The organism is Flavobacterium fluvii, assembly GCF_900129545.1.
Classification (GTDB): Bacteria; Bacteroidota; Bacteroidia; order Flavobacteriales; family Flavobacteriaceae; genus Flavobacterium; species Flavobacterium fluvii.
In genome coordinates, this window is record NZ_FQWB01000004.1 from 278,447 (window position 1) to 294,030 (window position 15,584).

General features: G+C 36.5%; 13 protein-coding genes. 6 read left to right on the plus strand and 7 right to left on the minus strand.

The genetic code is table 11. The features are described 5' to 3' along the window. Position 1 precedes the first annotated feature (1 nt). Positions 2 to 478: a 30S ribosomal protein S7 gene (gene rpsG / locus BUC16_RS11040; RefSeq protein ID WP_035668130.1), complete on the minus strand. Its 477-nt coding sequence runs from the start codon at positions 476 to 478 to the stop codon at positions 2 to 4. A 73-nt stretch (positions 479 to 551) separates the two neighbouring features. Next, positions 552 to 935, minus strand: coding sequence for a 30S ribosomal protein S12 (gene rpsL, locus BUC16_RS11045; protein WP_007136570.1), 384 nt, complete (start codon positions 933 to 935; stop codon positions 552 to 554). Positions 936 to 1,116: 181 nt separating this feature from the next. On the opposite strand from rpsL, the gene BUC16_RS11050 reads away from it, so the two are divergent. From BUC16_RS11050 to rlmB, 5 genes are all read left to right on the plus strand, one after another. Further along, the gene (locus BUC16_RS11050; RefSeq protein WP_073370575.1) at positions 1,117 to 2,814 is read left to right on the plus strand and encodes a BamA/TamA family outer membrane protein; all 1,698 of its coding nucleotides are present in this window, start codon (positions 1,117 to 1,119) and stop codon (positions 2,812 to 2,814) included. 147 nt (positions 2,815 to 2,961) lie between these two features. Beyond that, positions 2,962 to 6,117 carry a SusC/RagA family TonB-linked outer membrane protein gene (locus BUC16_RS11055; RefSeq protein ID WP_073370576.1) on the plus strand — a complete coding sequence of 1,052 codons (3,156 nt, stop codon included), beginning with the start codon at positions 2,962 to 2,964 and terminating at the stop codon, positions 6,115 to 6,117. 10 nt (positions 6,118 to 6,127) lie between these two features. After that, a complete protein-coding gene (locus tag BUC16_RS11060) occupies positions 6,128 to 7,840 on the plus strand; it encodes a SusD/RagB family nutrient-binding outer membrane lipoprotein (protein ID WP_073370578.1) in 1,713 nt (570 codons plus the stop codon). Between the two features lie 15 nt (positions 7,841 to 7,855). Next, the gene (locus tag BUC16_RS11065; protein WP_073370579.1) at positions 7,856 to 8,764 is read left to right on the plus strand and encodes a hypothetical protein; all 909 of its coding nucleotides are present in this window, start codon (positions 7,856 to 7,858) and stop codon (positions 8,762 to 8,764) included. Positions 8,765 to 8,833: 69 nt separating this feature from the next. After that, positions 8,834 to 9,568, plus strand: a complete 735-nt coding sequence (gene rlmB, locus BUC16_RS11070; protein ID WP_073370581.1) for a 23S rRNA (guanosine(2251)-2'-O)-methyltransferase RlmB — start codon at positions 8,834 to 8,836, stop codon at positions 9,566 to 9,568. Between the two features lie 38 nt (positions 9,569 to 9,606). Here rlmB and BUC16_RS11075 read toward each other — a convergent pair whose 3' ends face one another. Further along, positions 9,607 to 10,377, minus strand: coding sequence for a rhomboid family intramembrane serine protease (locus BUC16_RS11075; protein WP_073370582.1), 771 nt, complete (start codon positions 10,375 to 10,377; stop codon positions 9,607 to 9,609). Between the two features lie 188 nt (positions 10,378 to 10,565). Here BUC16_RS11075 and BUC16_RS11080 point away from each other — a divergent pair, with 188 nt between their 5' ends. Next, positions 10,566 to 11,843, plus strand: a complete 1,278-nt coding sequence (locus BUC16_RS11080) for a replication-associated recombination protein A (protein WP_073370584.1) — start codon at positions 10,566 to 10,568, stop codon at positions 11,841 to 11,843. Positions 11,844 to 12,008: 165 nt separating this feature from the next. Here the strand turns inward: BUC16_RS11080 and BUC16_RS11085 are convergent, their stop codons facing one another. The 4 genes from BUC16_RS11085 to BUC16_RS11100 are packed head-to-tail and all read right to left on the minus strand — an operon-like array spanning position 12,009 to position 15,582. Next, positions 12,009 to 12,824, minus strand: a complete 816-nt coding sequence (locus BUC16_RS11085; RefSeq protein ID WP_073370585.1) for a hypothetical protein — start codon at positions 12,822 to 12,824, stop codon at positions 12,009 to 12,011. A gap of 3 nt (positions 12,825 to 12,827) precedes the next feature. After that, positions 12,828 to 13,523 (minus strand): YjjG family noncanonical pyrimidine nucleotidase, encoded by a 696-nt coding sequence (locus BUC16_RS11090; protein ID WP_073370587.1) that lies wholly within the window; start codon positions 13,521 to 13,523, stop codon positions 12,828 to 12,830. Positions 13,524 to 13,526: 3 nt separating this feature from the next. Continuing rightward, a complete protein-coding gene (radC, locus tag BUC16_RS11095; protein WP_073370588.1) occupies positions 13,527 to 14,219 on the minus strand; it encodes a RadC family protein in 693 nt (230 codons plus the stop codon). A 7-nt stretch (positions 14,220 to 14,226) separates the two neighbouring features. Beyond that, complete coding sequence (locus tag BUC16_RS11100) at positions 14,227 to 15,582, minus strand: UDP-N-acetylmuramate--L-alanine ligase (RefSeq protein WP_073370590.1); 1,356 nt, start codon at positions 15,580 to 15,582, stop codon at positions 14,227 to 14,229. Positions 15,583 to 15,584 lie beyond the last annotated feature (2 nt).

A 15,584-nucleotide genomic window follows, 5' to 3' on the forward strand; every position in this document is an offset into this window, starting at 1 on the left:
ATTAAAATCTAAAGTGAGAGAAAGCTTTGTTAGCTTCTGCCATTTTGTGAGTATCCATTCTTTTCTTGACAGCAGCACCTTCTTCTTTAGCCGCAGCTAAACATTCCGAAGCCAATCTCTGGGCCATTGATTTTTCGTTTCTTCTTCTTGAATAAAGAATCAACCATTTCATTGCCATAGAAATTTTTCTGTCTGGTCTAATCTGCATTGGAATTTGAAATGTAGCTCCACCCACTCTACGACTACGTACTTCTACGTGAGGCATAACGTTAGTTAAAGCATCTTTCCATATTTCTAATGACGGTTTCTCCGCATCTTGTTTTTTAGACTCAATGATGTCAATTGCATCATAAAATACTTTAAACGCTGTCGATTTTTTTCCATCCCACATTAAGTTGTTCACAAAACGTGTTACCAGTTGGTCATTAAACCTTGGATCTGGTAAAAGTGGTCTTTTCTTTGCCGCTCTTTTTCTCATGTCTTTTTTTTAATTAAATGTCATACCAATATACCCACGACGAATCGCATCCATATCAGGACAACTTTTTAAATTACTTTTTTGCTTCTTTTGGGCGTTTTGCTCCGTACTTAGATCTTCTTTGCGTTCTTCCTGCAACACCTGATGTATCAAGCGCACCACGAACGATGTGATATCTTACTCCTGGCAAATCTTTTACCCTTCCACCTCGCACTAATACTATCGAGTGCTCTTGTAGATTATGTCCTTCACCAGGGATGTAGGCATTTACTTCGTTTCCATTTGTCAAACGTACACGCGCTACTTTACGCATTGCAGAGTTTGGTTTTTTTGGAGTTGTAGTGTAAACACGCGTACAAACACCTCTTCTTTGAGGACAAGAATCTAAAGCAACCGATTTACTCTTCTTAGTGATTTGAGTTCTTCCTGTTCTTACTAATTGTTGAATAGTTGGCATAGTTAAATACTAAAAATTACTTGTTTATAAAATTCCCGCTTTTTACGGGGTTGCAAATGTAGAAATTATTTTTCACTAAACAAATCATAACCCATTAATTTTCAACGATATTTTTCATCATTGCATTTTATATATGAAACATTACTATTTTGCGTTATATTTATTAAAATTTTAATTCATTTTGAAACATTTTATAATCGCCTTAACCTTATTCATTTTTGGCTTGAATTGCTCGGCCCAGAATTTTCAATTACAATTAACTGGAACTTCCGACTCCGAAAACAAAATACTCGATTCCCTAAATTATAATTCAAAACACAGCAACATAAAATCAATAACAGATGAAATCCATTTAACCTCCGAAAAACTATCAAAAAAAGGCTTCATCGAGAATCAGATATTAGAAACCACAAAAGAGAACGACTCCAGTTATACCGCAAAATTCAACTTAGGAGAAAGAACAAAATCAATACATATATATATAGGTAGAAATTCTACTCTTTTAAACCTGATTGCATTAGAGAAAACAAAAGACACAATAATTCTTCCATATAAAGAAACCGAAACATTCCTCAATCAAACTTTGCTCAAACTAGAACAAAAAGGCTTTGCTCTGGCAAAATTAAAATTGATTAATATCCAAAAGAAAAAAAACATACTTTATGCCGATTTACAATTTGAATCAGGACAACAAAGACAATTAAATTCAATTGTCGTAAAATTTGCAGAAAGCAACAAAAAAAACAATTTCCCACAAGGCCATCTAACTCAAATCAACCGAAAATACAACAACAACCCTTTCAATCAAGACATCGTTCGCGAAATCCATGATGATTTTGAAAAATTTAGATTCGTAAGCCAAATAAAATATCCAGAAATTTTATTCACCAAAGACACCACCCAAGTATATGTATATTTAGAAAAAAGAAAATCCAATACTTTTGATGGCTTCATCGGTTTCACCAATAACGAAAACAACAAATTAACATTTAATGGCTATCTAGATTTAACATTAGAAAACGCCCTTAAAGCGGGAGAACAATTCTCACTGAATTGGAAAAGCGACGGAAACAATCAAAAAACATTCAAAGCCAGCATCGATTTGCCTTACTTATTTAAAAGCCCAATTGGACTAAAAGCCCAAATTCACATCTTCAAACAAGACAGCATATTCCAAAACACAAAAACATCAATAGACCTAGGTTATTTTGTAGATTACAATACCCGAATCTATCTAGGATATCAATCCACAGAATCCAGCGACATACAAAACACGAACAACAATACCATAAGTGATTACAAAAACTCCTTTTTGACATCGAATTTAGAATACACAAAATTAGATTATGCAAATTCTACTTTTCCAAAAAAATCAAGACTATCCCTTACTCTAGGAACCGGAAAAAGAACAACGAATGGATTAGTCGAAACTTTAGGAACTTCCAAACAAACCTACATCAACATCAATGCGATGAATAATTTCTATTTGAACAAGAAAAATTGCATTAACATAAATTATCAAAATTATTTCCTGAAAAGTGACAGCTACATAATAAATGAGCTATTCCGCTTTGGAGGAATGAATTCCATACGAGGCTTTACCGAAAACAGCTTGCAAGCCAACTTTATGACGGCTATCATTACAGAATATCGCTACATCATTTCACAGGAATTATATATTCATTCCATAATGGATTATGGATATTATGAAGACAAAAGCACAAACAACAAAGAAAATTTATTTGGATTTGGATTTGGAACAGGATTAAAAACCAAAAACGGACTACTTAAATTAACATTCGCAAACGGCACCTCAAAAAGCCAAGAAGCAAAATTCTACAACACCATTGTGGCAATATGTTACAATATTGAATTTTAAGCCCATTAAAATACACATTATATAACAATAGTCTTTACATATGTTAAAATGTTAAATCTTGTATGCGCGCATAAAAAAACAAAACAAATATTAGGAAAGTTAACAAATTATTAAGAGTTTTGCTTAACTAATTCAAAATATTCAAAAATGAAACTAAAGTTCAATGGATTCTTAGTACTATTTATAGTACTTGTGGCGCAAATTACTTTTGCGCAAGAGAGAGTTGTTTCGGGTGTTGTTTCCGATAATGCAGGATTGCCTCTACCGGGCGTGAGTGTATTAGTGAAAGGAACTCAAAACGGAACTCAAACAGATTTTGACGGAAAATATTCCATCAAAGCAACACCAAGCCAAGTCTTGGTTTTTAGCTACATTGGCATGAAAACCCACGAAGTTTCAGCTAGTTCAGCCAAACTTAATGTTAAATTAGAAAGTACTGCCGTAGAACTTGAAGGAGTTGTGGTAACAGCCTTTGGTATTAAACGAAATCCTAAAAAATTAGGATACAGCGTTAGTAGTATTAAAGCTGCAGACATTACAGAAAATTCAGAACCAGATTTAGTACGTTCTCTTCAAGGGAAAGTTGCAGGTCTTAACGTGAATACTTCTACAGGTGTTGCCGGTGCTTCAAACCAAATTACAATTAGAGGTATTTCTACTTTTAGTGGAGATATCCAACCTTTAATCATTGTTGACGGAATCGCATACAACAACACTCAAGTAACCACATCGAATCAAGTTACTGGTGGTGGTGGATACGAATCTGCTTTGTCTAGTTTAGACCCTAATGACATTGCTACCGTGAACGTTCTTAAAAGTGCTGCCGCAGCTGCATTATATGGTTCAAGAGCCGTAAATGGAGTTATAGTTATTACAACCAAATCTGGTTCACAAAACACTCAAACCAAAAATAAATTAAGTGTAAACTTTGGTTCTGGAGCATATCTTGAAGAAATTGCAAACTTGCCTGATTACCAAAATTCCTATGGTGCAGGAGCAAACTTTCAATATAGCAATTCAAATGGTTCTTGGGGACCAAAATTTGGCACAATAGCAACTATTCCCACATGGGCTCCTATTCTTGCAGCTTTTCCAGACCAATTTGGACCAACAGTTCCTTATGTTGCTTATCCAAACAATGTAAAAGACTTGTTTAGAACAGGATCAATATTAGAAAACACTCTTGGATTTTCTTATGCAGGTCAAGATGGAAGTTTTAATGTAACCATTTCTGATTTAGGACAAGATGGATATATCCCATTCAATACTTATGACAGAACTTCTTTCTCAACAGGAGGAACTTTCAAACTTACAGAAAAGCTTACGGCCGGTGCCAACATGAGTTATTCTGACACAAAACAAGTAGGAGGCTTTTTTGGAGAAAATCAATTTACAGGATCCTCTTCTTCATTTGCCAGAGCATTGTTTTTGGCAAGAAACTGGGATTTGAATCTGCCTTATGTACACCCTGTAACTGGAGCATCAGTTACTCCAAACGTTGGTCAATTTGACCACCCATTATGGTCATGGGAACACGATCAAATTATCACCAATACAAACAGAACCGTAGCCGGTTTGAATTTAGCCTATAAATTTAACGACAATATTGATGCTTTTTACAGAGCTGGCTTCAACAGATACTCATTAGACAGAGATGAAATTCGTGATTTGAACTCAAGAGCCGATGGCGGTTTGGGAGCATTAACTACTGATAACTTCACTAATCAGGATTTAGAGTCAACGTTGTTAATTAACTTCAATTACAAATTAACTGAAGATATTGGTTTAACTGCAATTCTTGGGAACAACATTTTATCTAACAGTACTAGCAGAACCGCGAATCAAGGAACAGAATTTAAAGTTCCAGATATTTTTAATTTAAGCAATGTAAAAACCGTTGTAAATCTATTGGATTCTGGAACCGAAAAAAGAAGTGTTGGGGTTTTCGCCGATGCAACTTTCGATTACAAGAAATTTATATTCGTAAACGTTACGGGAAGAAATGACTGGAGTTCTTCTTTGCCAAAAGGAAACAATTCATATTTCTACCCTTCCATCAGTGGGTCTTTTGTAATTACAGAAGCCTTAAAAATGAATAGCGACATCTTGTCTTTTGCCAAAATAAGAGGAGGTTATGGAAAAGTGGGTAGAGATGCTCCATCAGAATTTACCAACCAAACTTTTGATTTAGGAGTTGGATTCAATGGCACTCCAACAATTGGCAACTCAACTAGTTTGGCAGATCAAGATGTCAGACCAGAGTTTACCGAAGAATTTGAAATTGGAGCAGATTTAGAGTTTTTTAAACGAAGAATTGTTTTAGATTTCAGTGTGTACAAAAAAGAATCAACAGATTTGATTACTCCAATTACCGTTCCTTCATCTAGTGGATTTTCAACTTTCAATACTAATTTAGGTTCTATTGAAAACAAAGGGGTTGAAATAGCATTAACACTTGTTCCAATCAAAACAAAAGATTTTAAATGGACTTTGTTAACCAATTTCACTAAAAATGAAAATAAGGTAACCAAATTAATTGAAGGCCTAGATAGATTCGAATTAAGACCAAATGCAGTTGGATATGCTGAAGTAGGACAACCTTACGGATTCTTTTATGGTTCAAAATTTGCGAGAGATGCTAATGGAAACTTCCTTATTAACCAATCAGGCGGTGGAATCATTCAAGACCCAACACCAGGCAGGATAGGTGATCCTCAGGCGGATTTCAAAATGGCTTTTATCAATACCTTAACATACAAAGGATTTACTTTAAAAGCACAATTTGACTGGAAAGAAGGTGGTGATATTCACTCAACAACTATTGAATCATTATTGGGTCGTGGAGTAACCAAGGATACTGAAGACAGGGAACATACTTATATAATCCCTGGATACTATGGTAATCCTACAACTGGAGTTCCTTTATTGGATGGGGCTGGAAATCAAATTCCGAACACTGTTCAATTATCAAAAAATGAACTGTATTTCTCTCCGGCAGGTGGAAACACATTTGCAATAAACAGTGTGGACGAAGCATCTGTTTATGACGCTACTGTTTACAGACTAAGTGATCTAAGTTTAACTTATGATGTACCAAAAGATTTTATTGACAAAACTCCTTTTGGACAAATCAGTTTGAGTCTTATTGGAAGTAACCTTTGGTATTTCGCACCAAACGTGCCTAAATACACGAATTTCGATCCAGACATAACCAGTTTAGGTTCTGGAATAGCTCAAGGAATTGAAATCTCGGCTGCTCCTACATCTAAAAGATTTGGATTGAAACTTAATTTAACATTCTAAAAAAAAAAATATGGAACTTTTAATAAAAATAAAAAATAACAAATACAATATTGCTTTGTTATTACTTACAACACTTTTTATTAGTTGTAGCGATTTCTTGGATGTTAATACAGACAAGGACAACCCTACCGTCGCACCTCTTTCACTTTTACTTACAAACACTCAAGTAGGCGTAGGTCGAGTTACAGATTACAACGACTATTCTGGAAACATTCTTGCCGTGTATACACATCAAATGACTGCGAGAGAAGAGTATGACCAATATGGAACTAAAGTTGACAATGTAAATATGCAAAATGATTGGGATCAAGTTTATTTGACCTTGACCGATATTGAAACCTTGATAAAACAATCAACAGAATCTGGAGATTTGGTTTATTTAGGTATTGCTCAACTTGAAAAAGCTTATTTAATAGCTCTGTCTGTAGATTTATGGGGAGATGTTCCTTATTCTGAAGCAACAAAGCTGACAACTGGTCTAGTAAGTCCAAAATTTGACGATCAAAAAGCAATTTATGCCGATGTCTTTAAATTAATTGAAACTGCAAAAGCAAATATTAAAAGCAATGCAGGAGCCAAGAAACCGGGTACAGACGACTTGTTTTATAAAGGAAGCACAGCAAGATGGATTAAGTTTGCCAATACGTTCAAATTAAAACTATACAATCAAGTACGATTAACTCCCGATTTTGACACCGCAGGATTTAATGCCTTGATTGCCGAAAATAATTTTTTCTCCTCAATAGCCGATGATTTCCAATTTAATCACACAAAAAACATTTCACCTGAAGAAAGAAATAATTATTACATAGACTCATACAACAGTACACAATTTTCCACTTATCAAAGCCCTTGGTTTTATGAAATCCTGAAAGGAGTGAATCCAAACATACACAATTCAAATCCTGACCCTAGAATGAAGTATTTTATCTTCAATCAGCTAAAAGCAGGTGTATTGCCTCCTGATCAAGGAAACGCAACCACAGGAAATCCGAATGCTGATTATTGGGATAAATCTACAGGATTTTACACTATTAGATTTGGTAGTGTTGGTCCAAACAGAGACAAAACAGCCGAAAATTCTTATTCTTACCCTGGTATTTTTCAAACAGGCGGTAGATATGATGATGGACAAGGTGCTATTGTGACTGGATCAACTGGTACTGGTGTCGCTCCATTCAGAATGTTGACTTACGATGAATTCTTGTACATTCAAGCTGAATTGATTCTAGCAGGAAAACTAACTACTGCTGGTACCGTAGAAGCAAAATTAGACCAAGCAATGAAAGCCAGTTTTGCCAAAGTAGATGAAGTTGTAGCTCTTAACAAAGTAAGTGGCAACACACAAACGATACCTGTACTTACTGGTTCAGCTGCAGTAACAACATTTATAACCAAAATAATGACAGAATTTGCTGCTGCTACTCCTGCAAAAAAATTGGAAATCATAATGACCCAAAAATGGGTAGGTACTTGTGGTGACGCAATGGATCAATATACCGATTACAGAAGAACTGGTTATCCAATATTGGCAAATCCAAATAGCACAACAAAAGAATATCAACTCAACAATGGTGATGCATTTCCGATAGATGATTCGCAAACGGTACAAAACAATCCGTTTCAAGTATCCTTTTTCTGGCCACAAAGCGAGTTGAATTCGAATCAAAATGCACCTGCCCAAAAAGACGCAACAACTTATAAAATATTTTGGGATCTTTAATATAAACATGACATTATGAAAAAAATAAAATTAATACTCGCGATATTGACCGTTGTTGTACTAATGCCTTCTTGTGAAGACGATGGCGGTAAATCTAAAATGGATTTTGAAGTTGGTGCAGTACCTAATGTGCTCAAAGCGGAAGGTACTGAAGCATCAATGAATATAATAGCAATAAACAATGGTGTAAAAATCAATTTAGGCGTAACAGTTTCTCCAGGCCAAGGCGACATCGCATCAATTGACATTGTGGGATTTTACAAAAAAACCACAACCTATGAAAAAGCCTACTTGCAAAAAGGGATCACAACTTTTCCAACGACATTTAAGTTTGATCAATTCACTTTAATGAATGCTTTTACAACCGTAAATTCTGCCAGTGATTTTACGCAGTCAAGCTCGTTGATTGTCTCTGCCGAAATGACTTTAAAAGACGGAAGAGTTCTTAAAATGTATGCAGATGATGGAACTCGTCTTTATGGAGCGGATATAGCCAATTCAGCGGTATTTAAAGTTCAACAAACTTATCTAACGGCTTGTACACTAACTGATGCATCCACTTTTAATGGAAACTACAAAGTAGTTGTTGATGATTGGGCAGATTACGCCGTTGGCGCCACTGTGCCGGTTGTTTACAATCCAGCAAATGGCACTCTGAAATTTAGGGTAATGAACTCAACAAACCCAAGTACTATTGCGGCATCTGCCTCAAATTACTTAGAGTGTACTCTTGATACTAAGACAGCAACTGTTACCGTAGTTTCAAACGCACCTTATCTATATGGTGCAGGCGCAGCTAATTCATTTACAGTTGCAGGTACTGGAACTGTCGGTACGTGTAACGGGGACATTAATTTAGTGCTAACATGGACAAGAGCATCAGGTAGTTTTCCTAATCAGAAATTTAATTTAGTTAAACTTTAAAGTTTAATTTTTACCTCTTTTACAGAAAACCATCCCTTTTGGGGTGGTTTTTTTTTATATCTTTGCCCTATGGAAAAAGAACATTTAATATTCGGAATACGAGCCATTATAGAGGCTATACAAGCAGGAAAGGAAGTCGACAAAGTCTTTATACAAAAAGAAATATCCGGCGAATTGATGAAAGATTTGATGAAAGTGATGAAACGTGCCAACGTTAACTTTTCATACGTTCCTGTCGAAAAATTGAATCGCTTGACTCCAAACAACCATCAAGGTGCCGTGGCTTCAATTTCTCCAATAGGTTTCATTGACTTGGAACATTTAGTGGAAGCCACCGTTGAATCTGGAAAAATTCCTTTGTTTTTGATTTTGGACCAAATCTCGGATGCACGTAATTTTGGTGCCATCATCAGAACTGCAGAATGTACTGGCGTGAACGGAATTATTGTTCAAAAAGCAGGTTCGGCTCCAGTAAATGGAGATACAGTAAAAACTTCGGCTGGTGCAGTTTTTAATGTGCCTATTTGCAAAGTGGAGCACATCAAAGATGCCATATTTTTTCTTCAAGGTTCAAGCATAAAAACAGTTGCCGCCACAGAAAAAACAGACCAAAATATTTATGATATAGCCTTGAACGAACCGGTTGCCATCATTATGGGTTCGGAAGACAGGGGAATCAACCCTTCGGTTCTTAAAATAGTGGATGAAAAAGCAAAACTTCCTATGTTTGGAACCATTGGCTCGCTCAATGTTTCCGTGGCTTGTGGCGCTTTTTTATATGAAGCGGTTAGACAGAGAAGTTAGATTTTTGATTTCAGATTTCTAGAAATATAAAAAATGAATTAGAGCTCCGGTTTTGATTCATTTTTTTCGTTTTCCACAACAGTGTAATCTACAGAAAGATTAGAAGAATAATAAGCCTGAATTTCTTCTTCAGGTTCCATCTTTGGAAGATTTACAAAATTGCCATTTTCATCAAATCGTTGCATAAACTTGTCCCTCATCGGGTCAAAATCGGGATGCTCCCAATCGTATTTGATTATCCTCTTGTATTCCGGTGTTTTGTAAAATAGCGAAAGTGCAAAACCGGTAATAAATCCTGCCAAATGACCTTCCCAAGAAATATTCTCGTCCACTTTTGGAAAAACATACCAAATCATTCCACCGTAAACAACGACCACCGCGAGAGACAAAGCTACCAATCGATAATACTTGGTTTGGATTCCTTTGAAAAAAATAAAACTGACCAAAACATAAATCAATCCACTGGCGCCAATATGATAATTTTCTCTGCCAATAATCCAAGTAATAAATCCCGAAAACAAGATTCCATAACCGATAACAGCATAAGTTTGCTTGGCATAAAAGAAACGCAAAGCCGCCAACAAAATTAATAACGGAATCGAATTATTATACAAATGCTGAATATCAGCATGAATAAATGGACTAAAAACAATACCCTGCAAACCCGAAAATATTCTTGGAAGAATTCCATTTTCATCAAAATCAAAATCATATTTGATTTGCAACCAATATACAAACCACAAGACCCACACAAAAAAAAGTGGGAGCGCAATAACGGAATTGGAATATTTGAAATGGTTGTCGCTCATTGAGAATTTTGGATTAAATCAGATATCTAAATTTACGCAAAAATGTATCCAAAACTAATTTAGTGCTATTTTGTCATATTTAAAAAAGAAAATAGACAGTCTAAGTTTGTCATAATATCGTTAGATTTAATAGTTGCAATATCCTAAATTTGAATGTTCAAAATTTTCGATTAAACGAATAACCAAAAATGGAAGCACCACTGGCAGAACGCATACGTCCACAAAAATTAGAAGATTACATCAGTCAATCGCATTTGGTTGGACCAAACGGCTCCTTGACTCAACAAATTGCCAAAGGAATTATTCCTTCATTGATTTTTTGGGGACCGCCAGGAACCGGAAAAACAACTTTGGCACAAATCATTGCCCAAGAATCAAAACGTCCTTTTTATATTTTGAGCGCCATCAATTCGGGTGTGAAAGACATTCGTGACGTGATTGAGAAAGCCAAACAAAGCGGTGGACTTTTCACTTCAAAAAACCCGATTCTTTTCATAGACGAGATTCATCGTTTCAGCAAATCTCAACAGGATTCCTTATTGGCCGCCGTCGAAAAAGGTTGGATAACACTCATTGGCGCCACGACCGAAAACCCAAGTTTCGAAGTCATTCCCGCTTTGTTATCCCGTTGTCAGGTTTATATTTTGAATGCGTTTACCAAAGACGATTTGGAAACTTTGTTGCAGCGTGCCTTGAAAACAGACATCTATTTAGCCCGTAAAAACATCAAACTAACTGAAACAGAAGCGCTATTGAGACTTTCGGGTGGCGATGGACGCAAACTATTAAATATTTTCGAACTGGTCGTAAACGCATCCGATGAAGATGAAATTTCAATCACGAATGACCGAGTTTTTGAACTTGTGCAACAAAATACCGTTTTGTACGACAAAAGCGGCGAACAACATTATGATATCGTTTCGGCTTTCATAAAATCAATTCGAGGCAGTGATCCCAATGGTGCCGTCTATTGGCTTGCCAGAATGATTGAAGGTGGTGAAGACGTGAAATTCATTGCCAGAAGAATGCTGATTTTGTCAAGCGAAGACATTGGAAATGCAAATCCTACCGCTTTTATAATGGCCAACAATACTTTTCAGGCAGTAGCCACCATCGGCTATCCCGAAAGCAGGATTATTTTGAGTCAATGTGCCATTTATTTGGCAACTTCCCCAAAAAGCAATGCTTCTTATTTGGCGATTGGAACTGCACAGCAATTAGTAAAACAAACAGGAGATTTACCAGTCCCCATCCATTTGCGCAATGCACCAACAAAATTGATGAAGGAATTGGGCTATGGAGATGAATATAAATATTCCCACGATTATGCCAACAACTTTGCAGAGCAGGAATTTCTTCCGGACGCCATAAAAGAAACGGTTCTTTACAATCCTGGAAACAATTCTAGAGAGAACAGCAACCGTGAATTTTTAAAGAACCGTTGGAAAGATAAGTATGGGTATTAAATCAGGTTTCAGTTAGCAGGTTTCAGTTAGCAGAATATAGGTAAAAAAAAGATTTCAGATTAGAGGTTTAACCTTCTTAATCTGAAATCTGAAATCTGAAATCTGAAATCTGAAATCTGAAATCTGAAATCTGAAATCTGAAATCTGAAATCTGAAATCTGAAATCTAAAACTTAACGTCTATTTTTTCCGAAATCAATTTATCCCCTTGATAATATTCGAAAAACCATTGGTTGTCTTTGGAAACCAAAGCACCTTGAACATCTCCTTTTTTAGCCATATAACTGGCTGGATTGGACGTCTTATACACTTTCATGACTACTTTTGGCTCACTGTCGATTAATTGATACCCATACGAAGTGGGTTGTGCATACAACATACCTGCACTCGTATTTCCAGAAGTTTTAGGTTCGCTTGCCTCATTTTTGGAAGCCACAACCGGAACAGCCACGGCAGGAATCACTGCCACTGGAGCGGCAACTGAAGGAGCAGGAGTAGTCGCAGGATCCACGGGAGCATATACAACTGGAGCAGCTGTTTTTGAGCTAACATTAATTCCCCCATTGTATTTGTAATTCAAAGCATACACTGATTTAAAAGCCTCGTTCAATGCTTCTGTATAAGTTGCTTCAAATTCTTTTTCCCTGCTTTTTCCAATAGCCGACTGGAAAATGATTTTATTATTGCAATCTCTAAAAGTGATGTACAGTTTGGTAATCAAAAAAGCATTTTCTTTTTTCACGTCTAAATACAACAGACTGCATCTATCGTTGAATTCAACGGGAATTTGTTCATTATTGTAAAAAGATTGAATCCCTGCTTTTGTCAAATTGAATTTTGTCAATGTCTGGAGTCGATACTGATTTTCGGATTTTTGCAAATCATATCTCATTGGAATAATCACCCCTTTATAATCATTAACCGTTTGCGAAAAACCGTAGCTCGCAATAAACAACATCAGGAATAGGATTCTAGTTTTCATGTTTTATAAATATTTTTTTAATTCTAATAAATGGTTCACTTGTTTTATATTTTCCGTCACAAATATATTGTTTTCATTGAAGAAAATGGCATCCAAACCAGCATCTAAAGCTCCTTGAACATCGGCTTCAATACAATCCCCTATCATGATGCTGTTTTCTTTTTTGGCTTTGGCCAAATTCAAGGCAAAGTCAAAAATGAGGGAATTTGGTTTTTTCACGCCCACCATTTCCGAATTGGTGACAGTTTTGAAATAAGGCGTAATGTACGAATTATTCAATTTATTTTCCTGAACTTCAGCAAAACCATTGGTAATTATATGCAAATTATATTTAGTCTTCAAATAATCCAATATTTCAATTGTTCCTTCATACAAATGATTGAATTTTGGCAAATAATGAATGTATTGTTGCGACAAAAACACAATTGAATCGTCGTCAATATCAAATTTCAGCAAATCAAAAGTATCTTTCAATCTACCAAAACGAAGTTCTTTTTGGTTTATTTCGTCTTTACGATACCTTTCCCAATATTCCCTGTTCATGGGGATGTAAATTGGAAGAAACTCGGACATCTCGATATCTAAATTTTGAATTTTAAAAACCGTTTCAAATGCAAGAGCAGAATTCTTTTCGAAATCCCAAAGCGTGTGGTCCAAATCAAAAAAGACGTCCGTTATATGTGTATTCGTTGTTTTCATTTCTTAAAAAATCCCTTCGTCATTAAAACTGTAATAGCCATTCTCGGCAACAATAACGTGATCCAAAACCTGGATATCCAAATTCTGGCCTGCCGCTTTCAACTTTCGAGTAATTTGTTTATCGGCATCGCTGGGAGTCAAAGTTCCCGAAGGATGATTGTGACACAAAATCAAAGCTGTTGCTCCCAATTCGAGAGCGGCTTTAAAAACCAAACGCACATCGATCAAAGTTCCCGTGATTCCACCTTTGCCCTGTTGTGACTTCGAAAGCACTTTGTTCGAATTGTTCAAATACAAAACCCAAAATTCTTCGTGTGGCAATTCGCCAATGATGGGCTGCATCAACTCGAAAATCATTTTACTGGACGTGATTTTCTTCAATTCCACCGCATCTTCTGCCCTTCTCCTTCTTCCCAATTCCATTGCAGCCATAATCGAAATGGCTTTCGCCTCGCCTATCCCTTTGAAGTTCATCAATTGTGAAAGAGTCAATTTCCCCAAGGCATTCAAATTATTGTCGACACTCGCCAAAATCCTTTTGCTCAATCCCACCGCCGATTCGTTTCTGCTTCCAGAACCAATCAAAATGGCAATCAATTCAGCATCGCTCAAAGCACTTTTGCCTTTCAGCATCAGCTTTTCGCGAGGTTTGTCGTCTTCGGACCAATTCGTTATCGGGAAATTATTTTCTTCCATTATCAAGTTATTCTATCAAGCCTTTCACCTCGTCAAAATTCAACCCTCCATAATTCCCTGAACTCATCAACAACAAAGCGGAATTCTCCAGATTTTGGTTGAACAAGAACGTTTTAAATTCTGCAGGATTGGTATAAATAATCAAATCTTTTCTATTGAAAGCGTTGGCGATTTGCTCGTAAGTCACTTCTTCCAATTGCTTGATTTTTACCGCATCCGGCGAATAAAAAACCACCGCAACATCGGCATATTCCAATGCCCCTTCGTATTCTTTCAGGAACTCGGCATTCAAACTGCTGTAAGTGTGCAATTCCAAGCAAGCCACCAAAGTTCGGTTTGGATATTGTTCCTTCACGGCTTTTGTGGTTGCAGCCACTTTACTTGGTGAATGGGCAAAATCTTTGTAAGCTACTTTTCCTTTTCCTTCGGCAATTTTTTCCAATCGTTTCGAAGCTCCTTTGAAACTGGCAATCGCTTCATAAAAATCGGCTTCGTCAACACCCATATTCTGGCAAATCCATTTGGCCCCTGCCAAATTATTCAAATTATGCGCTCCAAAAACCTCGATCGGCATTGCTCCTTCCGGTGTTTCCAAAAGCGTAACCCCATCTTTCACTTCGTATTTTGGTGTTGTGTAAGGAATTTTTCGAATTGGATTTGTGGCCGCTTCGGCAACACGTTTTACTTCCAGATCTTCTTCATTATACACCAAGATTCCACCATTGGTAATTTTGGCAATAAAAGTTTCAAACTGTTCCACATAGAAATCATAAGTTGGAAAAACATTGATGTGATCCCAAGCGATTCCTGAAATCAGTGCAATATTCGGCTGATACAAATGGAATTTTGGTCTTCTGTCTATTGGCGAAGACAAATATTCGTCGCCTTCAAGAACAATAAAATCATTCTCTTCGGTAAGATGAACCATCGTGTCAAAACCTTCCAATTGTGCGCCAACCATATAATCGACTTCGATATTGTGGTAATGCATCACGTGCAAAATCATCGAAGTAATGGTCGTTTTTCCGTGTGAACCACCAATAACGACGCGGGTTTTGTTTTTGGATTGTTCGTACAAGAATTCTGGATACGAATAGATTTTCAATCCCAATTCTTGTGCTTTCAACAATTCCGGATTATCGGCTTTGGCGTGCATTCCGAGAATTACTGCCTCAATATCTTTGGTTATTTTTTCTGGAAACCAACCCATTTCTGCCGGCAAAATTCCTTTTTTCTCCAAACGCGTTTTCGACGGTTCAAAAATAGCATCATCGCTACCTGTAACCTGATATCCTTTGTTGTGTAAAGCCAAAGCCAAGTTGTGCATCGCACTTCCGCCAATGGCGATAAAATGAGTTCTCATAT